The sequence below is a fragment of the Emticicia sp. BO119 genome, from assembly GCF_013912375.1.
In the GTDB taxonomy this organism is placed as follows: Bacteria; Bacteroidota; Bacteroidia; order Cytophagales; family Spirosomataceae; genus Emticicia.
In genome coordinates this window covers 208,425-228,976 of record NZ_JACETV010000001.1, presented here as the reverse complement: position 1 = coordinate 228,976, position 20,552 = coordinate 208,425, and the positions used below count along the sequence as shown (strand labels likewise).

The following is a 20,552-nucleotide window of genomic DNA, read 5'->3' as shown; positions in this document are numbered from 1 at the left end:
AATATGGACCCAAAATAAGCAGAAATAGCCATTACCTTATGCTTTAAATCTGTTTTTAACGAGTAATTAAACCTTTATTTACAGCCAAACTCTTCTGACTTATGTATGGTAAGCCACTAAAACCTTTAATATAACTAAAAATAACTTTTGCGTGAGAACTACTATCCAAACCTCCAATCAGTCGTCTACTGACTTGACCCATGATCTACTCAAAGAGATAAGCCGGGTAAAAGATTTATTGAATCTTTATCATTCCTTACCGAACAACGTTGGGATTATTGCTTCCCAACGATTAAAAATCCATTTAGCTCATGCTGAAAAAGCTATTCAGGACAATGATATAATACAAATGTTACAGATGTATGGAATTTTGAAAGAATGTCAGTAGTGATAAATGCTGTGGATTGTTTAAACAAATCTATCTGTAATAATCGAAGCACTTAGTATTTGGCTTGATTTTGACGAAACCATTGTAGAATGTCTCTAATTGCTAATAGGTCAACTAAATTCTGATGTCATTGAGGTTGTAGAAAAATTTCAATTGGCAGGAGTTAAAGTAAAATTCAACCCGTGCTGTGTTGAATTTAATAATGGTATTTTTGAGAAATTCTTAGATCTCTTGAAAGAGGAATGAATTGTTTTGAAAGAATATTCCCTTCAAAGCTATACTCTACCATTTATTTTAAAACACATTTTATTGACGAAAGAAATGTTTTTTGATGATAAAGCAACAAATAGGCTTCTCTCGTTTTGTATGCAAACAAGCGAACCCATGGTTGACTGGTATTTTTGGGAAGATTATTTTTGAAAAGGGGATGGATTAGTTAACCAATCCCTCATATCTCTCCCTGATTATATTCAGGTGCCAACGTTGATGACCTGCAATAATGAAACCTATAGCCAATACAGAATATATTCCTTTAAAAGACAATCCGGTTCTCAATAGCATTTCATCTGTAAATGAATTATAAAGTGCTATGAAAGATGCCCGATTAGTTTTTAATTCATCTATCAGGTTTTCTAAAGTACGTTGGTTAGCATTGGTGTTTCTGCCATATTCTTCTTCATCAAAAGAAGGCATTCTTGAGGTTTCGCCTCTTGCAAAACACAAGGCCCGATAGGCAAAGATTCGTTCGGTATCTATCATATGTTGCAGAATATCCTTAATGGTCCATTTGCCCGGTTCATATACCTTATCACCTATGGTTTCCCATTGCTCTACAGGTAGATTATTCAATTCTTCTGCACTGATGTCTAAGGCTTTCTTTAATTCCACGTCATCCGCCAGATTAATATATCTGTCGAAATACTCTGGCATAGGATAAATGTCCGATTTTTTCATTAGCTTGATTAATTGATGAGTACTTGTTTATATCTGCAAACACATAAGTATAATTAGCTTTTCCGTAATTATAATTCTTTCAGTAATCTTATTATCTGTCTTTCGCTTTTCAATCCGCATTGATTGGCAATCTGACTTCTGGTTATATCCGGTTTTTTTATCAAGGCTTTTATTTTTTCTTTCCTGATCAAAGTCGTAAAATCATTGACTGAAATCCCTGTTTCTTTCTTAAAGACTCTTGTAAAATTCCGTGTACTCATACAAGCTATATCAGCCAAATCGGGTAAAGAAGATTTCCTGTGAATATTTTCCTTCAACCAGTCCTGCACCCTATGTACGCCTGAATGTATATGGTTACGATATTGCAGAAAAATACTCTGCTGAGATTGATTCCCATGTCTCCGTATATAAATAACTAATTCACGCGCTACTTTATACGAAAAGAAATCATCTTCTAACTGGCTCACTATATGCAAGGCCAAATCAATACCAGAGGTTACACCAGCACTTGTTAATATTCCTCCATCTTCCATAAAAAGAATATTCTCCACCACTTCTGTCTTGGGAAACAATGCCTGAAGCTGTGCTGTTCGCTTCCAATGTGTAGTACATTTCCGATTATTGAGCAATCCTGCCAAGGCTAAAACAAATGCACCTGTACAAACCGAACATAATATTACTTTCTGACTATACGCCATTTTGAGCCAATCAAATATTTCATATTTAGCCTTAAATTCATCTGATAATATATAAGAAGTTTCAGCCCCAGGGATAATCAGATAATCTCCTGCTTTAAAACTTACTTCATGTAAATCTTTTACCTTGCCTATAGGTAGTAAAGTTGAGGTTTTAATAGTATTTTCAAATGAACAATAATCAATTTCAATATCTGAGCCATAGCATTTGGCTTCGTAGAATACCTGATCGGCCCCTGCCAGATCAAGCAGTTGGATTTCTGGTAAAATCAGAAAAACGATTTTTGTGGTCGCCATTCATTATTCATTTGATGCTACAAAATTAGAAGAATTAATAAAATTGAAACAGACAAGATGCTGACATTTTAAGCCAACAATCTATTTTGTGGACTGGTTGATAATTTCATAAAATCCCTGTCGATAGCTATCCGAAATCGGAATGAGTATATTATTAATACGTATGCGATCTTTCTCTATCGAGTCAATTTTATCAATTGCCACCATAAACGATTTATGTACCCGACATACAATGGTAGTTGGAATTTCCTGTTCAAAGTCAGTAAAGGTCTGGAGTGTCATAATTTTCTTGGTGTGAGTGTGTATCCGCCTGTAATCTCCCTTTCCCTCAATAAATAGCATTTCATCAAATAATACTTTCTCTAACCTATATTCTGTTTTGACGAAAATAAATTTCTTGGGTTGTTGTATTTCTGTTTTAACAAAAAAATCCTGCACCCGGCCTACTGCCTGTACAAAGCGCTCGAATGTAAAGGGTTTCAGCAGATAATCATTTACTTTTAAATCAAACCCCTTTATAGCATATTCATGGTAGGCTGTTGTAAGTATAACCTGACTTTTAATATGAGCCGTTTCTAATAATTTAATCCCCGAAAAATCGCCTAAGTTTATATCTAAAAAAAGTAAATCAACCGACTGGGTTTTGAGAAAAACAAGGGCATCAATTGCATTGTCGAACATCATTACTAAATTCAGAAAAGGCAGCTTCTGTACATAGTTATGCAAGCGTTCTGCGGCTAATGGTTCGTCCTCTACAATTATACAGCTAATTTTCATGAATGCCAATCGCTAATTTTACACTATAAATATCAGCGTTTTTGCTGATTAATAATACATGATTCAACGGATAAAGTAGTTCCAGCCGTCGTTTTATTAATTCATTTCCCAAACCTCCAAATTCTTGTTGCATTTCTGATTTAGAATATTTATTCTCACATTCAAATATCAACTGTTCTTTTTCAACAGCCACCTCTATTCTGATAACATTTTCATTTTTTCTGTTATCGGCATGTTTAAAGGCATTTTCAACAAAAGGTAGTAGAATCATGGGTGAGACCAACACATTCACGGTATCACCTATTATTGTGAACTCGACAAAATTCGGATTGGCAGTTCTGATTTTCTGCAGGTCAATGTACTTCTCAATATAAGCTAATTCGTTAGCCAAAAGTATTTTTTCACCCTTTGTTTCGTATAGCATATACCGCATAATATCGGATAGTTTATTCAGATACAAAGATGCCTTTTCAGCATTCTTGGTGATGAGTACATCAATATTATTGAGCGTATTAAATAAAAAATGCGGGCTTGTCTGAGATTTTATCAAGGCAAGCTCCATTTCAAAATTTTTGCGCATGAGCTCTTCTTTCCATCTTAATTCGGCATACCACCTTATGAATCCCTTTGTTAGCAAGCCCATCCCACCATTCAATAAAGAGATAATGGAAATTACAATCAGAATAGTTATGACCGCATAAATATTTTCACCGAATACTCCGGGGCCGATTCCATAATAGTGAAGAACAGATATAACAGTACTGCTCAATAAACCAATAAATATAGAGGCAGAAATGCCAGATACAAATAAAAGAAATATATTACGCTGGAGTAAAAACTTATCAAAAAGAAAGCTATAAAAGGTATAAAAACCTAATATAGCTGGTAATAATGCAAAACAAGCAAAAAAAGTTTCGAATCGATAATCGAAGAAAAGTGGTTGCGCTTTCAGTTTTGTTCCTATCTGTAATAATAAAAGAATAATAAAAAGCAGGAATAAGTACAAAAACCAGTACCCAATATGCAACGAAACTACAACCATCTTTTTCATATTACCCCTTTTCTTTCTTATTAAGATATAAAAAATAGCCTAACAATGTAGCTCCAGCGAAATACCCAACTGCCCAGTAATGAAAATTAACTCCGGCCGGTACCATCTGTGGTTGTTTTGCCGAAAACATATTATAAGGACAATAAGTGTAGGGTACTATATAACCATATTTCCATTGCACGGCAATTAATGAGGCTAAAAGCAGGCCTATTCCGAAACTTAAAGGCACCAAAAAGTTTTTAAACTGCAGGCTGACCAAATATTGTAAAGCTACAATGGGCAGACAATCTACAAAATATAATCCTGCCATTTTCAAAATAGACTCAAATGGCACTGAACGCTCATAGAAGTCGGTACTGCCGTTAATAATAGCAGGTATCAGGGCAGATAGGTACATACCAATATGAAAGAGTATAAAAAACTGAAGGAGCATGACAATAATTACAGCGAATTTGCTCCAGAAAATTACCGATAAACTCTGCGGAGTTGTATTGAGTTGTTTCCATGTGTTATTTCTGAACTCAATCTGGGTAATAAGGCTGGTGGCTAAGGCCACTCCTAATGGCAAAAGCAGAATTGCCATAAACTGCCAGCTACGGCTTGTTAGTATGTCCCAGAACTGAGGACTTTTAGCTTCTGCCAAGAAATCTTTTGGATAGAAAATGCCTCTTGAAAGAAAAATAAGTGGGATAAAAAAACTACCGACAAATACCAGCCAGAAAGCCAATGTGCCTTTCTTTTTAAGCCATTCACTCTGGAAACTATGTATAAAGCTAATCATAATCAATTGTTGGTTAAATTCATAAAAATACTTTCGAGGTCATTTTCAATAGCTCTGATGCCATAAACTTCAATGCTATTGGCAACTAAATTCTGGTTGATCTGAGCAATTGTATGCTTTGATAACTGCGAAACCACAATACGCTCTTTCTCAATCTGCGCTGCAATTTTTTGTTGGTGCATCAATTGGAGTGCGGTTGCATTATCGTTGGTATCGAAATAAATAGTAGAAGCCTGATGCTGGCGATTCATTAAATCAGTAAGGGAGCTTTCAAAAAGCATTTTGCCTTTGTTAATGATACCTACATCAGTTACCAATTTTTCTATCTCGCCTAATAAATGGCTTGAAATAATGATAGTTATGCCATGCTGCTGATTTAATCGCTTTAATAGTTCTCTGATTTCTACAATACCGCTTGGGTCGAGTCCGTTAGTTGGTTCATCTAAAATCAATAGCGACGGATTGTGCAGTAATGCTACGGCAATCCCCAATCTTTGCTTCATTCCCAACGAAAACTGGCTGGCTTTTTTATTTTTCGTATGAGCTAACCCTACCAATTCCAGTACTTCGCCAATACGGTTATCAGGTGACTGGTAAATCTTTTGCCATACTTTCAGATTATTTATGGCCGTCAGATGCCCATAAATTGAAGGGCTTTCAATCAGAGAACCGATTTTATTGAGGATTTCAATTCGATGACTGTCAAAAGGTTTTCCGAAAATTTCAATTTTGCCTTTCTGTTTTTTCAGCAATCCTAAAATAAGGCGGAGGGTAGTGGTTTTCCCGGCACCATTGGGACCCAGAAAACCATAAATACTTCCCTCTCGCACATTCAAATTAATATTATCTAATACATATTCCTGATTAGAAAATTGATGGGATACATTACTTACCTGAATAGTTGTCATAATAGCTTTTTTATTTAATTCAAAAATAAAGACAAGCCATTCCCGAAGAAACTATAATAGGTCAACAGGTTCTATTTATCGGTTAAATGGGCAATATATCGGGTAAAAGTCCTGTAACAAGAAATGGTATTTTTGAATATTATAATCATGCTACTCTATTAAAGGCTGGTCACTGATTCAAATAATGTTAATCTTTCTTAAAAATTTCAGATTCGTTCCAACCATTTTTATATTCACGGCATCATAGTACCAAATAAACTATCAATCTATACATTTGTATGAAAAAGTTGATACTTGGCTGTAGCCTTTTCTCTCTACTAACTCTAAACGCTTGTAAAACTTCCGATCAGGATGTTCCTTCCCCAAACATGGTCAAAGCAGAATCCATTTTAGATTTCGACTGTCTTCGTAATTCTGCTAATGTATCTTTGAAAATAGCTGACGTAAAAAAAGAAATTTATGGAGAATGGCAATTAAAAGGTATGATTACAATGGTGCCACCGTCAGATGAAGTACCGAATGTAAAACTCATCATTTCAGAAAAAGCCGATGGTAAACAATTAGCCGAAATCTATGAAAATGACAAGTTGACAAAAATTATGACCTATGATTTAATACAGTCTGAATACGAACAAATATTTATGGTTGGAATAAATCCTGACAAGGAAAAATTTGATGATGGTTCTTATAATTTTATCAGAGGAAGTATCAGAATCTGTACGGGTGAATTAATGATTGATAATGGTATGGCGTTTGATGCCCCTGCTTATCTTTTCAGAAAGAATAAGTAATACTTGAAATCTGCTATCTATACAATTCTATATAATTTTTAAGAATCTGATATTACTATGTTGAGAAAAATACAATTCTTTATCTGGGCTACTTTATTAATAGCTTGTCAGGACAAAAAGAATATTAATCCTGCCGCTGATATTACAGGCAAATGGAGATTGATTTCTTATTGTTATCCATCAGGCGGGCTTTCTTCCGGATGCCAGCCGGTAATAGTGCCAGATAGTAAGGGTGTATATATTGAGTTCTCTTCAAAGGGTGCGTTTAATGAAACCTACAAAAACACAATACCTGCAGATTATGCGTTTATGGGGTGTGGGTCTGGGAGTTATGAGATTAGCGATAAAAATATTAGAATCAGAGCCATGTGTATGTCTTCTACGGAAGGGAAGTTAGTAGAAATCAGCTCTTTGAGTAATAAAAAACTTATACTAAAACCCTATACAGTTGGAGAATATGTTTTTGTAAAAGAGTAGACTTTCAGCCAAAATGTAATATCTCCAAATAGTTTTCGCTATCAGATGAACAAATGACTATAACTTGGGCTATCTCCCCACGGTTTTTGGCTGAAAGCTAAAGCTCTGTTTCAGTTCAATTCGATCACACAATCATTGACTCACCTTACCCATACCAAACTGATCTCCGGTTTTAATGGGTTTCTTACCATTGAAATGGATTTCTACCATTTTTTCACTTTGAACACTGTTATAATTCTGGTCTTCAAGACTTGCTATAATTTTGCGGGTTTTTACATCAATAATATCTCCTGTGGCAGAGAAAGCGTGTTTGCCATCTAAACTAAAACTAATCCAACCTGGCATATCTTTTACTATAATCGTGTTTACCTGTCTTGGAGGCATAACAGTATTATCAAAGATATGTAAACGGTTATTGGCTCCATCGCATATCCATATTTCTTTTTCATCGGGTGTTAAAGCAATCCCATGTGTCGGACAACCGTGCCGTTTTACTTCACCTTTATTAAAACCCTGAACTTCTATACGGTGTAATTTCTTACCGGTTTTTATATCTCCTATTTCAAACCCCAATAAACCATTGATATTTACATAGGCTAAAGTCTCTGCTCCATTAATCGTAAACGGACGAACCTCTGCATTGAATGGGCCTATCTGTTTGGCAATTGTATGTGTTTTAGCATCAGCAACCGTCAGGTATGGAGATTTTAACCCAGCGAGATACACATAATTACCTGATAAGCCATAAAGTGTATTGTGAGAGCCCGAATTGGTAACAATTTTTGTAATAATATCTCCTGTCCTGGCATCAATCACATTCCAGAATTCTCTTTCAAGCGATGGGAGATATATCGTTTTACCATCTGGTGAAACGGCCATTCTATCTGCGCCACCCTCAAATGATTTTTCCCATACCTGTTTTTCAGTTGTCAGGTCAATACATTGCAAACCTTCCAGCGTGCTGATGTAAATGCAATTGGTAGCCAGACTTACGCATACTCCTTTTACATTTGAAGGTGTTCCGTTCGGATGAAAACCAGAGGTTGGGATATACTTTACAAATTTGTATTTATTATCCATATCAAAAACCTGAATACCATGCCCACCATATCCTAAATAATCGCGCACACCAGGAGTAGCGACATACAGATACCGTTTAATTTTAGGGGTTTGACGGGTTTCTTCTACTGCAGGTTTCCACGCAGCTATCAGTACCATAACAAACAATACTGGCATAAGACTTTTGATGATACGTTTCATTGAATGTAAAATATAAAAGGTTGAATATTTAAGGCAAAGCAAAGGCAATATAGCGATCGCCTGATTTACTTCTCAGTTTACCTCCGCCGCAGGCAATAACTATATATTGTTTTCCATTTACAGCATAGACACTGGGTGAAGCGTATCCCGCAGCAGGTAATTTAAACTGCCAGACTATCTTACCTGTTTTGCGGTCAAAAGCCCTGAACTGCTCATCTTTTGAGGCAGCAATAAACAACAGACCTCCAGCCGTCACTGCCGCACTTCCATAATTATCTGTTCCAGTTGGTGAGATTCCTTTAGCTGTTAGTTCAGGATATTCTCCTAAAGGCACCTGCCACTGGCGTTTGCCTGTATTCATGTTTATAGCCGTAAGTGTCCCCCATGGCGGTGTGCTTACCGGGTAACCATTGGTGTCATACCAACGGTTATAACCTGTATGTGTATAAGCAACAGTTGATAGTTTTGATTTACCATCGGATTGTGTCGAGGTATTTTTACCTCCTAAAAAATCTATAATAGCTTGCTTATCCTGTGCTTTTATCTGAGTAAAAGCTGGCATCATGCCTCTACCTTTTACCATAATCTGTAGAATAGCAGTATTGTTATATTTAGCTGTTATATTAAGTAAGCCAGGTATGGTTCCATCATGATTACCCTCCCGGTCAGCACCATGACACGATGCACAATAAGTCTGATACAATTGTTTACCTGTCACCAAAGCTTTACTGGATTTGTAATTTGGGGCATCTATTAATGAACTAAACACAGGATTCTCTTTGGCAGGCACATACATTATAGAATTTTCATCGACGGCTGCTCCACCCCATTGCGCCCCACCATCGCTACCCGGAAAAAAGAGAGTACGCTCTCTACCCAAAGGTATAAACGGCCCTCCGGTTTTAGATTTTTTCAGTATCTCAATAATTTCCGCTTTATTAGAAGCAAAAGGATTTACGTCGTTTACAGTAAAACTCTGTCTGGTAAAAGGTTCTGGCATTAAAGGAATAGGTTGAGTTAAAGCAGCTTTCTCTCCCGGAATATCAGAAGCCGGAAAAGGCCGTTCTTCAATCGGGAATACAGGTTTGCCTGTTATTCTGTTAAAAACAAAAGTAAAGCCCTGTTTAGTTACTACAGATACTACATCAATCTTCTTTCCGTTTTGTGTAATAGTAAATAAATTAGGAGGCGCAGGAATATCTCTGTCCCATATATCATGATGCACTGTCTGAAAATGCCAGAGACGTTTACCTGTAGCAGCATCAAGGGCCAGCAGACAGTTGGCAAAAAGGTTATCTCCTTTACGGTTTCCTCCATAAAAATCAAAAGCCGCTGAGCCTGTAGGAACATACACTATCCCTCTTTGCCGGTCAATTGCCATACCCATCCAGCTATTTGCCCCTCCTGTATTCTGATAGTTCTGTTTCTCCCACGTGGTGTACCCATACTCGCCCGGTTTGGGAATTGTGTGAAAAACCCATATTTTTTTTCCGGTTTTTACATCATAAGCGCGAATATCGCCTAAAAGTGCCGATGCACTCTCTGAAACCCTTGTACCGACAATCAGCACATTCTTGAAAATAGTGGCCGGGGTGTTGCCTACTACGTATTCATCAGCCCCCGGACGAGTGATGCCATCTTTAAGATTTATCTTTCCGTTTGTTCCAAAACTCGTAACAGGTTTGCCGTCTTTGGCATTAAGCGCATACATCAAAGCTCCATAAGCAAAAAAAATCCGTGCTTCATTTCCATCTGTCCAATAGGTGACGCCCCTGCTCGTCATGTTAAAAGTGTCGTCATTCAATCGGGTTTTCCATATTTCTTTACCTGTTGCGGCATCTAAGGCAAATGCCTGTGAACCAGCCGAAACCCCATATAAGACTCCTCTAACAATAACAGGATTACATTGCATTTGAGTCGTATTCTTTACAGTATCAGCACCCCCTGAAGCATATTCCCATGCTGGTTTAAGGTCAGCAACATTATCTGTATTGATTTGTGTGAGGGCTGAAAAATGATTTTTGTCAGGTCCTCCATTGTATTCTGACCAGTCAGTATCAGGCAGATTCACATTTGTAGCACTTAAAATAATACAAGTGACGCTCACCAAGGCTATAAAGGGCTTTAGAGAAAAACGAAGTTGTTGGCCAGGTCTCATATTTAATTGGGGTAATGAAATACCGAACATGGTGAACGGTTGTCGAAACAGCCTTCAAACCATACGGTTGTTTTTAGATGAATAGAGTTCTCAAAATTAGTAAAAATTCAATCTGAAAGACAGTAAATAAATTCATTTAAATTAAGGAAAGAGTCTGTTTAGCAGTTTTTTGTAACTATTATAGCCTTAAAATATATTGATACTTAAAGAAATAATAGTGCCTTTTATCTTCAAGGTCTGGCATTTCAAGAGAAAGGATATTTTATAGTCTAATTATTCAATGAACAATTTGATAATTACATCAATAAACCTTTAGTCCACAATCAACAAAAATTTAAAATTCCCTGCTACACAATGGTATCTTTTCAGCCATTAACAGTATTGTAATTGTGAGTAGAAAAAAGCAATTCAATAGAGGGGAGTCGAATCAGAACACCCTTATGACTGCATTTTTTTGAGTAGAAATTAATCAATTACGCCATACAAAAACTATAATCTGTTGGACACGAACTTTATTGAAATATAAAGCCTGCTGACCAATAGGCAAACAAATCTAAATACTATGAATATAGGGGTTGACTTGGGAGGAACTAAAATTAAAGCGGGTGTCGAACTAAATGGCACTGTCATTAAGCAGGAAACTATTTTGCTGAAACAAAAAGATTCTCTATCATCTACACTACAACAATTAATCGAATTAATCAGGCCTTTAATGGCTTATTCAGTAAGTAGTATCGGTATTGGTGTGCCATCGGTAGTAGATACCGAAAAAGGTATTGTATATGATGTGGCCAATATCCCATCATGGGAACGAGTAGAATTGAAAGATATTCTACAAGAGCAGTTTGGGATTCCGGTTTTTGTCAATAATGATGTAAACTGCTTTGCTTTGGGAGAGTATCGTTTTGGAGTAGCTAAAGGCTTTCATTCAGTGGTAGGCGTAACAACAGGGACGGGATTAGGCTCTGGTATTATCATCGATGACGAATTATATGTGGGCAACAATTGTGGTGCAGGAGAGATTGGACTACTGCCCTATCTTGATAAAAACTTTGAGTATTATGCCAGTAATAATTTCTTTGAGGCAATTCATGGCATTACAGCCTTAGAAGCCAACCACGCTGCCATTGCCGGTGATAAACATGCCATAGCTCTGTGGCAAAAATTCGGTATTCACTTAGGCGCGGCCTTAAAAGCCATTCTATATGTGTATGACCCCGAGGCCATTGTATTGGGCGGTTCGTTAGCTAAAGCATACCCGTTTTTTGAAACTGGTATGTACCAGGAATTAAACGATTTCTCTTTTCCACAATCATTGAAAAGGCTTAAAATATTTCAGTCGAAAGATGAAAATATTGCACTCTTAGGAGCCGCTGCCTTAATTCCTCAGGAATTAAAAAATTATGCACTAAAAGATTAAAGAATTAAATCCGCACTATGTAAATCTTGTATTTGGGACTCTTGTCTATGTTGCAGAATTTTTGATTTTCCCGGCAAATCTGCTACCTTTAAAAACCTTAACCAAACAAACTCTGGCATTGTATGAAAAGCAATACTTTTATAGTTATTCTTATACTGTTTATCTTCTTTGTTATTTCTTTTCTGAGTAATATTCTCGGGCCAATTATCCCGGATATATCCAATAGTTTCAACCTAAGCCTTGGGTGGGCAGGTTTTCTGCCTTTTGCTTTTTTTGTTTCTTATGCAGTTGCCTCAATTCCATCTGGTATATTAGTTGAAAAGTATCGTGAGAAAAGGGTTTTATTATGGGCTTTTGGTTTAGCCTTTATTGGAGCTTTGTTATTTGCTATTACACCTACTTTTACTGTTGCCTTGATTTCATTATTTATTATTGGGTTAGGCATGGCCATGCTACAAGTAGTAATTAATCCTTTATTGAGAGTAGCTGGCGGAGAAGAGAACTTTGCGTTTAATTCGGTAATGGGGCAGCTGTTTTTTGGTGGTGCATCGTTCTTAAGCCCTATGCTATATAGCTATTTTGTGGCGAGTGTACATACTGATCCGAATCCGAATTTCATTATCTCCACATTAAATGGTTTAGTACCTGCCAACTTAAAGTGGGTATCTGTTTACTGGACATTTGCGATAATTGCCTTGTTGATGGTAGTTATTATATGGTTTGTTCGTTTCCCGGAAGTAGTTCTGAAAGATGATGAAAGAATTGATACTGGCAAGGCTTTTTCTGACTTATCAGGCAATAAATATGTTTGGTTATTCTTCTTAGGCATTTTCTGCTATGTGGGTACAGAGCAAGGTCTTGCTAACTGGATTTCGAAGTTTCTACAAATCTATCATAATGTTGACCCAGCTACGTTAGGTGCCTCTGTTATCTCCTATTTCTGGGGATTACTTACAATTGGTTGTTTCCTGGGCCTGGTATTATTGAAGTTTTTCGATAGTCGTCGGGTATTGATGATGTTTACAATCGGGGCTATTATTTCTCTTTTATCAGGTTTATTCGGGCCACTTAATATTGCATTGATTGCTTTCCCAGCGGCCGGATTTTTTGCTTCGGTTATGTGGTCAATCGTAGTTTCATTGGCACTTAATTCTGTTCCTTATCATCATGGCACATTCTCCGGTATTTTATGTACAGGTATCGCCGGAGGTGCTGTCGTACCGTTGATTATTGGCGGATTAGGTGAATTGTTTGAATTGCGTTTTGCTATGCTATTTTTACTGCTTACTTTAGGGTATATATTGAGTATAGGTATCTGGGCGAAACCTTTGGTAAACAATGCTACAGTAAATAGCTGGAAGGATTTGTTGAAATAGTGTGTGCATAATAAATACGAACTTAGAAGCAAGAAATGCTATGCCTTCGTTATAACAGAATAGCAGATGCTTAGATATGTATAAAATTATTCTTTTGATTGATTTTGCGGAAGAGTATAGTAAGGCTCTTTTGAAAGGTATTGCCAAATACTCGAAAGAACATGGCCCATGGATTTTCTGCAGGATGCCCTTGTTTCAGCGTGAAACGATTGGGATGGAGGGTATTCTTGAATGGGCTTTGGAATGGGGTGCCGACGGGATTATCGGGCAGTTGTATAATGACCCTGCCGTTGAGAAATTTGTAGAAGCGGGTATCCCTGTGATTGCTCAGGATTTTAAAGAAAGATTCAGGGATATTCCGAATATTACAGGTGCGCACAAAGAAGCCGGAGAAATGGGTGCAGAGTATTTTTTACGGAAAGGCTTCAAAAACTTTGCTTTTTATGGTTTCAGAGATATTGTTTGGTCTCGAGAACGTGCAGAGGGTTTTGAGGAACGTATTACCAAAGCAGGATACAAAGTGAATTATTTTGAGCATGCAATGGCTCGTTCGACAGAAATCTGGTATTATAAACCCAGTTCACTGAGCCAATGGCTTAAATCATTGCCAAAACCCATTGCTCTGATGGCTTGTGATGATAATCAAGGGCAACATATTACAGAAGCGTGTCGACATTCACAAATCCGTATTCCGGAAGAAGTGGCGGTGTTAGGTGTGGATAATGACGAAATGATTTGTGAGTTTTCTGACCCTCCTCTATCAAGCATCGGGCAAGATGCCGAAAAAGGGGGTTATGATGCTGCCAGATTGCTCGAACAGATGATTAAATATGGCACATCTGATTACTATGATATTGTTGTCAAACCTACTCAAGTTGTAACCAGGCATTCTACTGATATATATGCGACTAACGATGATTATATTGCTGCATCGCTTAAATATATCCATCAGAACATTGATAAGAACTTACAAGTAGATGATGTAGTAAAGCAAGTACCGCTTTCGAGACGTGCTCTGGAGAAACGCTTTCAGTACATTACCGGGCTACCTATCTACAAATATATTTTCAATCTACGTATTGAAAAGCTTACTCAAAAGCTGCGTGAAACAGATATGACAGTATTTGAGATTGCACTGGATATGGGTTTGACAGATAGCAAGAATATCGCGCGCCAGTTCAGACAGGTAAAAGGGTGTACACCTATTGAGTACCGGAACAGGTATCTGGCAGGTAAATAAAGTTCTATAATGACTCCTCCAGAGCAATTACCTTTTCTATCAATCTTTCTGAAATTCCTTCATGAATGGCATCAAACGGCAAAAGAGAGGCTCTTATATTCGGGGTTTTATAAATTCTCTGACGATGTAACAAGCGTTTGAAAAAATGAATGGAAATATCGAGGTGCTGGTTGGAAAAGGCTAATACCGGTAACAACTGATAAAATAACTGTTCGGCTTTTGTCAATTCACAGGCTTTAAAATGCTGATAAATAGCACAGTAAGTTTTGTGCATACCAGTAGGCATAAAAGCATGAATACCTCTTTTTAAACCCTCAATCATCTGGGTAACGGCCCACCCCCCACTCAAATGCAATCTTCCCTCTGTTAAAGATAATAACCGACTGTATTTTACTCCTGCCGGAACGGTTTCTACTTTCAGGCAACGAAAAGCTTCTACTTTATGAAAGAGTTCCAGAATCAAATCATCAGGTAAGCCATAGCCATTGGCACTCCAGTCCTGGAGCATAATGGTTTCTACGCCAAGATCAGCTAATTCATAAAACTCGCTTTTAAATTGTTCTTCATTCTCAAAGGGTATCTGAAACAGGATATTCCTGCAACCCATTGCCAGATACTTTTTTACTATATATTTGCGTCTATCCTTATCCGGCTCACCTGCTCCTGCAAATACCAGTACTTCCCCTGCCACTTCTTCTGTTACGGCTGCTACCATCTGCAAACGTTCTGCTATGCTCAGAGCTGCTACTTCTGAGGCTAAAGCAGGTACTAAAAACCCTGCTACTCCTGCTTGTATAGCATACTGCACATTCGTTCTGAGGGATGGCAAGTCAACATTCCCTTGAGTATCAAACGGAGTATTCAGCACTGTAACAATGCCAGATAAGGGGAAGAGTTGTTTCATGGCTTTATTGTTTCAATAACCATACATCAGAAACTTTTGAATGCTTACGCCAGTTCAGATGTGATTCCTCCGGCTCATCAAAGGTAACTTTTATTTGTCCATCCGTACTCAAATTCAATGGAACTATCCACTCTTTGAAAGTCTCATTTTCACGGTTATAGAGAATAGGGCTTAATCGCTTGCCATCTACCCTTAAAAGTGCTTCACCCATACCTGCAACTCTGATAATATAACGGGCATCTGCCTGTAAGTTATCATAAATTAATTCAGGATTATTCTGAAAAGTCTGGGTCGATAATCTTGCCCGGCTGAAACCATTCTCCCACCAAGCAATATCAGTGGCATCGTCCACGATGGATATCACTCTTGGTCCTTTGCTGATGCTTGATACATCATCATAAAAACTTCCTGCGCCAGGGTTCTCCCATGTACTGATAATTTTTAATCTTGCCATTACTTTAGCATTACTATCAGCCACTATTGGTTTAAGTTTTTTAAACTCATCTTCTAACCACCAACGGTTATTAAGCGGATAGTCGACAAAATCGAGCAAGCAACCACGCTCATAACCTCTCGCTTTGTGTTTAGGTACGCTTGTTTGTAATCCGATAGAATTATAAAGGGTCTGACATAATTGTTCAATTTTCTTTCTTAACTCATAACCGACTGGCATTTTCTCGGCTTTCTCTAAAACCTCCCAGGCTGATGTCATAGCCTTATCAGCACTCAGTTGAGGAGCTTTTGCTATAATGCTATTGGCTTGTTTTTCCAATTCTTGCTCATAGATTAATCTCCGGCGCGTATAGGTGTCATAGTAGGCTCTTAGTAACAGAATCTGCCAGCGCCAATTTTCATTCAACTGAGGTGAGGCCTTTGCTTCTATGCTTTTCCAGAAGGCAAAGGTAGCTTCTACACCTCCATTTTGTGCCAATGGGCCTTTCCAGTTGTTTTCAAGAGCCGCAATGCCATCAGCTATATTGTCTGCCAAATCTTTTCCAAAGAAAAAGTTACTGTAATCAACCAGTATTTCTCTTACATCAGTTTGGGTATCCCATGCCCGCATACTCCAGACTATCTTGTTAATATCATCATGACAGCCATCAGAATATGACACAAACCCATCAGTAAAAGGTGCATAAGTCTGGTGAATTGCTGCGAATTCATAAGGACGAGGGTTACAGGCTTCTCTTCCTAAAGTAAGGGCATAAGCCTGATCCCATTGGCGAACAGGAAACTCACATCTGACATTATGTGTAAGGTCAGGGTATTCTCTATGCTGATAATTCTTAGGCAAACGGTATCGGGTTTCAGCCATCGGAGGGCTGCCGGGACCGGATACTACGCCCTGCAACCATGTAGGTTGGTTTTCTTTGAGGTATTGATAGAAATAATCTACCTGCTCAACACTAAAACCCTGCAACGAAAGCCAGATTTTACCATTTGGGTGATATTTCACCAGACGATCATGCAATTCTTTCAAAAAAGGTAAAACTTCTCTTGGATGGTTATCGCCAGGGTCTCCACCCGGCACAAAAATATGGTCAAGACGCGGGCATTTTTTATAGAGGTCTTCATGCAGGTTTAATTCTGCTTTACGTTTCCGGGTATCCGTTAGCTCAAATGTAACGGGTGTCCATACCCAGTAATCCTGGTCATAAGCCTGACAAATCTCACTGATTTTCACGCGCATTTCGGCAGACGAAATTTTGAAATGCGGACTTGGATTTTCGTCTTCATGAAACGGAATACCTTCTACTGCATTGGAGCCGAAAATAGCCAGTTCTCTTATATACTGGTCGAATTGTGCCACCGTCCAGGCATCATACGAATTGGCTGTATGACGATACCCCAACTGATGCCCTCTGATGGCATACTCTGGTGAAGTAGCTATATTGGTTTTAGTATTCAACTGAATAGCCTTAGGCAATAAAGTAGCTTTGCGCAATACCCAACCTGCCCCGAATAATACGCCTCTTGCATCTGCTCCTATTATCCATAAAATACCACCTTTATCGGTGAGTTCTGATACAATCCTATATCCCTCTGCCTTAAACTCAGGCTCTGTTTTGTCTGTGCCGACCGGGATAGATTTACCTGCCAAATCTTTGTCGCCTGATAATACAAGGGCAATGGTGTACTCATTGCTTTTCGGTTGTCCTGTTGTAGATTTTAAAACAATAGAGGTTCGCTTCTGTATTTCTTCTGTCAGCATCTTCACCGTAGTTTCCTTTACAGGCGAAGGAATGGTATTAGAAGCAATAATATTAGCACTCTTTATAGTTATGGGTTGTGCTATGACTGCTACAAAACAGAACAATAACAGAGTAACGAGATGAATAGATTTTCTTAGCATTGGTTTATAAAGTAATCGATTTTAATAGATTATAGCCTTGTATTCTGATAACCGGCTTGCCACTTTTCAGGTCTTTCTTGAAGTATCTTACCTTGATTTTTTTCATGTCATTAGGAGGAATAGATATATAATTATCAGACCAGAATACCGGAGTAATGGCATCGCCATTTGCGCCATCGGCCAGTTCTGCTTCAATAAAGAAAGCCAGTTTATCGGAGGTATTTTTTAATATTAAACTTAGTTCATATTCATCTTTACCGATTTCCTTAATATTCTTTTCTGCTTTAATAGAAACTTTAGGCAAGGTATTCAAGCCACTAAAATCTGCATATTGTTTCTGAGGCGTGTAAAACCAGAAGTACTTAGACCAATCTAACTGGTCTTTTTGAGAAGACAGCCAATAGAAATTATCCGCAATCAAGTCGCCCTTAGCATTTTTTAATGTAAGCGATAAGAAATAGACCTCATTTTTTCCTTTTAATACAGGCACACTCAACCATTTTTTTGTCGTATTTTTTTTTAGTGCCTGGCTTTCTGTTTTTTCAAATATTTGCTTTGAGTTTTTATCGTAAAGCTTTATTTCTGCTTTTAGTCCTGATAGTGGCTGGCGTGTATCATTACTTAAATGAATGGCGTGGTTGTGGTAGTCATAAATGATGTTTACAGGTTGGGCCGCTTTTTTCGTACCATAATAAGCACCTGTCGGCATCAGGTAATAATCATATAGCTGCCAGTAAAACTCCGGCCAGGGCGAATTAAGCATCCATTGCACAACGCCAGTTGCCATAGGCCTGTTAATCACAAATGCTTCGAACATGGGGCGGATAGCCTCATAGTTCATCAGTTGTGATTTCAGAGCCAGTTCTTCCAGATTTTTTGGGGTTCCATAACGCTTGTTCATTGCATTGAGATAAACACCCATCGTATTGAAATCCTTACGACCTGAATGGTAATTCCAGACCTTATTGTCAGGTGGCCATAAGTCCGCTTCAGGAATCATTTTTTTGATGCTGCTGACAGGAGGTATCTGTGGCCCCGGCCCTGTTTCGCTATTAAAACCAAATGCTCCGCCTAATTTTTTATCTTCATACCAATACACGGGCGGCACATATTCATAAGGACCGTTCATTTTCATTCCCGATTTTCCGGTCAGCTCACTATTGAAATCTCCGGAGGAAATGAGAAACGGACGCGTGGGGTCATATTGTTTCAAAGTAGCCAGATACCGTTTTTCAAGAGAAGGTTTTGGCATGGCATCGCTTCCACCCGCCCATGTAAAGATGCTTGGGTGGTTGCGTAGCCACTTCACCTGATCTCTTAAATAATTCGATAGTAAGGACTCTTCTTCAGGTGTGAGTTTAACGGCATACAAATCTACTCCCTCATTAATCGGAAGGTTTTCGTCACCGGGTTTTATTTTTAGTTCCATTCCCAGATAATCAGGCCACTCCCACTGGCAGCTCCATCCGATCATGAGCAGGATTCCGTTTTCATCGCACAAATCATAGATATGATGGTTGTTACCCCATACCCCTTCAAATCTTAATGAATTAAGGTTCATTTCTTTTACATATCTAATCTGCGCTGCATCTTTTTCTGGCATATAACGGAGAAACAAATCATCTACCCACCCTGCGCTTTTGATTAACACCTCTCTGCCATTCACTTTATACCCTCTCACTCCCTTATCATTCAGATAAGTTTCAATTTTGCGGATACCAAATCGGGTGCTTTGTTTATCTGATAGACTCCCATTTTCTCTTACCTCAAGATTCAACGTGTACATTTCAGGGTTACCTAAACCATTTGGCCACCACAAACGTGGATTTTTAATCAATAGTTGTTTTGTATCAGCAGGTGTAAACTTTACTTCTTTACGCTCATGTGGTGCTAAAGTAAAGGATTTCGTGAATGTAAGGTTTTCAATTGTTCCTTTTAGTTCTACTGTTTTTGAAACATCACTATGGTTGGCCAGTTCTGTACTTATGGTCAGCCATGCCCGGGTCAGATCCTTTGGGTCAAGGTCAGGTGCAATAAAGGTTCCAACCATAATGGGAACCTTTCCTGAACGTTTTATCCGGATGTCACGATAGATACCCATGTAGTGGTCAGGCGGTGTGGGTGCCCAGTCAACAAAGCCCATATAAAAGTTGCGTACCTGTGGTGGAAACACCTCTACCAGCAATACATTCTCACCGCTTTTAGCGGCTTCGGTAATATCAATTTCAAACTGACGGAAAGCACCAAACAGGGTGTCCTGAGTAGCCACCTTTACCCCATTCAACCAGAAATCAGCACGATAGTTTATGCCGTCAATCAGCAAAGTCAGGTGCTCGTCTTTTATATTTAAATTTTCGATTTCGAATGTATTTCTAAACCACCAGGAGTTTTCAAATGGAGCACGGGGGATATTCTCGAGGTTTTTGCCCATAAACGGGTCTTTATATATGCCCGCTTCTACCAATGCCCCCAATACTGTGGTCGGCACGGTAGCCTTCACCCATTTTTCAGGGTTAATAAGTTGTATTGAAAGGGTTCTGGCATCTGCATTAACTTCTTTTGTAGAAGCAATTGTCCAGTTATTGCTCAAGGTCATTTCTTCCACTTTTACTTTTGAGCCGCAACTAATCAGAAAAAAACTACTGAGCAGACCTAAAAGTAAACACCATCTTTGATTCATATTTTTTGTGCTTGATTTATTGTTTTTAATGTAAGTTTATCG

At 38.2% G+C, this 20,552-nt stretch carries 17 protein-coding genes; 6 read left to right on the top strand and 11 right to left on the bottom strand.

Going from position 1 to position 20,552, the window contains the following annotated elements; all coding sequences use genetic code 11:
• Positions 1–151: 151 nt before the first annotated feature.
• Positions 152–388, top strand: a complete 237-nt coding sequence (locus tag H1R81_RS00970) for a hypothetical protein (RefSeq protein ID WP_181838800.1) — start codon at positions 152–154, stop codon at positions 386–388.
• Positions 389–820: 432 nt separating this feature from the next.
• Here H1R81_RS00970 and H1R81_RS00965 read toward each other — a convergent pair whose 3' ends face one another.
• From H1R81_RS00965 to H1R81_RS00940, 6 genes are all read right to left on the bottom strand, one after another.
• A complete protein-coding gene (locus H1R81_RS00965) occupies positions 821–1,342 on the bottom strand; it encodes a DinB family protein (RefSeq protein WP_229251034.1) in 522 nt (173 codons plus the stop codon).
• A 68-nt stretch (positions 1,343–1,410) separates the two neighbouring features.
• The gene (locus H1R81_RS00960) at positions 1,411–2,334 is read right to left on the bottom strand and encodes a GlxA family transcriptional regulator (protein ID WP_181838799.1); all 924 of its coding nucleotides are present in this window, start codon (positions 2,332–2,334) and stop codon (positions 1,411–1,413) included.
• An 81-nt stretch (positions 2,335–2,415) separates the two neighbouring features.
• Positions 2,416–3,111, bottom strand: a complete 696-nt coding sequence (locus tag H1R81_RS00955; protein ID WP_181838798.1) for a LytTR family DNA-binding domain-containing protein — start codon at positions 3,109–3,111, stop codon at positions 2,416–2,418.
• Positions 3,101–4,162, bottom strand: a complete 1,062-nt coding sequence (locus H1R81_RS00950; protein WP_181838797.1) for a sensor histidine kinase — start codon at positions 4,160–4,162, stop codon at positions 3,101–3,103. The genes H1R81_RS00955 and H1R81_RS00950 overlap by 11 nt, the downstream gene beginning before the upstream one ends.
• A 1-nt stretch (position 4,163) precedes the next feature.
• Complete coding sequence (locus tag H1R81_RS00945) at positions 4,164–4,943, bottom strand: ABC transporter permease (RefSeq protein WP_181838796.1); 780 nt, start codon at positions 4,941–4,943, stop codon at positions 4,164–4,166.
• A 2-nt stretch (positions 4,944–4,945) separates the two neighbouring features.
• The gene (locus tag H1R81_RS00940) at positions 4,946–5,851 is read right to left on the bottom strand and encodes an ABC transporter ATP-binding protein (RefSeq protein WP_181838795.1); all 906 of its coding nucleotides are present in this window, start codon (positions 5,849–5,851) and stop codon (positions 4,946–4,948) included.
• A gap of 278 nt (positions 5,852–6,129) precedes the next feature.
• Here H1R81_RS00940 and H1R81_RS00935 point away from each other — a divergent pair, with 278 nt between their 5' ends.
• Positions 6,130–6,642 carry a hypothetical protein gene (locus tag H1R81_RS00935; protein ID WP_181838794.1) on the top strand — a complete coding sequence of 171 codons (513 nt, stop codon included), beginning with the start codon at positions 6,130–6,132 and terminating at the stop codon, positions 6,640–6,642.
• Positions 6,643–6,699: 57 nt separating this feature from the next.
• The gene (locus H1R81_RS00930; protein ID WP_181838793.1) at positions 6,700–7,119 is read left to right on the top strand and encodes a lipocalin family protein; all 420 of its coding nucleotides are present in this window, start codon (positions 6,700–6,702) and stop codon (positions 7,117–7,119) included.
• A 132-nt stretch (positions 7,120–7,251) separates the two neighbouring features.
• Here H1R81_RS00930 and H1R81_RS00925 read toward each other — a convergent pair whose 3' ends face one another.
• A complete protein-coding gene (locus H1R81_RS00925; protein WP_181838792.1) occupies positions 7,252–8,379 on the bottom strand; it encodes a YncE family protein in 1,128 nt (375 codons plus the stop codon).
• A gap of 28 nt (positions 8,380–8,407) precedes the next feature.
• Positions 8,408–10,537, bottom strand: coding sequence for a PQQ-binding-like beta-propeller repeat protein (locus H1R81_RS00920; protein WP_181838791.1), 2,130 nt, complete (start codon positions 10,535–10,537; stop codon positions 8,408–8,410).
• Positions 10,538–11,099: 562 nt separating this feature from the next.
• On the opposite strand from H1R81_RS00920, the gene H1R81_RS00915 reads away from it, so the two are divergent.
• The 3 genes from H1R81_RS00915 to H1R81_RS00905 all read left to right on the top strand — a co-directional run bounded on the left by H1R81_RS00915 (position 11,100) and on the right by H1R81_RS00905 (position 14,573).
• Positions 11,100–11,957: an ROK family protein gene (locus H1R81_RS00915; RefSeq protein WP_181838790.1), complete on the top strand. Its 858-nt coding sequence runs from the start codon at positions 11,100–11,102 to the stop codon at positions 11,955–11,957.
• Between the two features lie 122 nt (positions 11,958–12,079).
• Positions 12,080–13,333: an MFS transporter gene (locus tag H1R81_RS00910; protein WP_181838789.1), complete on the top strand. Its 1,254-nt coding sequence runs from the start codon at positions 12,080–12,082 to the stop codon at positions 13,331–13,333.
• Positions 13,334–13,409: 76 nt separating this feature from the next.
• Positions 13,410–14,573: a DNA-binding transcriptional regulator gene (locus H1R81_RS00905; protein ID WP_181838788.1), complete on the top strand. Its 1,164-nt coding sequence runs from the start codon at positions 13,410–13,412 to the stop codon at positions 14,571–14,573.
• A 4-nt stretch (positions 14,574–14,577) separates the two neighbouring features.
• Here the strand turns inward: H1R81_RS00905 and H1R81_RS00900 are convergent, their stop codons facing one another.
• Genes H1R81_RS00900 through H1R81_RS00890 form a run of 3 tightly spaced genes read right to left on the bottom strand, consistent with a single transcriptional unit; the run spans position 14,578 to position 20,510 of the window.
• Positions 14,578–15,477 carry a dihydrodipicolinate synthase family protein gene (locus H1R81_RS00900; RefSeq protein WP_181838787.1) on the bottom strand — a complete coding sequence of 300 codons (900 nt, stop codon included), beginning with the start codon at positions 15,475–15,477 and terminating at the stop codon, positions 14,578–14,580.
• Positions 15,478–15,481: 4 nt separating this feature from the next.
• Positions 15,482–17,830 carry a hypothetical protein gene (locus tag H1R81_RS00895; RefSeq protein ID WP_181838786.1) on the bottom strand — a complete coding sequence of 783 codons (2,349 nt, stop codon included), beginning with the start codon at positions 17,828–17,830 and terminating at the stop codon, positions 15,482–15,484.
• A gap of 4 nt (positions 17,831–17,834) precedes the next feature.
• Positions 17,835–20,510 (bottom strand): glycosyl hydrolase 2 galactose-binding domain-containing protein, encoded by a 2,676-nt coding sequence (locus H1R81_RS00890; RefSeq protein WP_181838785.1) that lies wholly within the window; start codon positions 20,508–20,510, stop codon positions 17,835–17,837.
• Positions 20,511–20,552 lie beyond the last annotated feature (42 nt).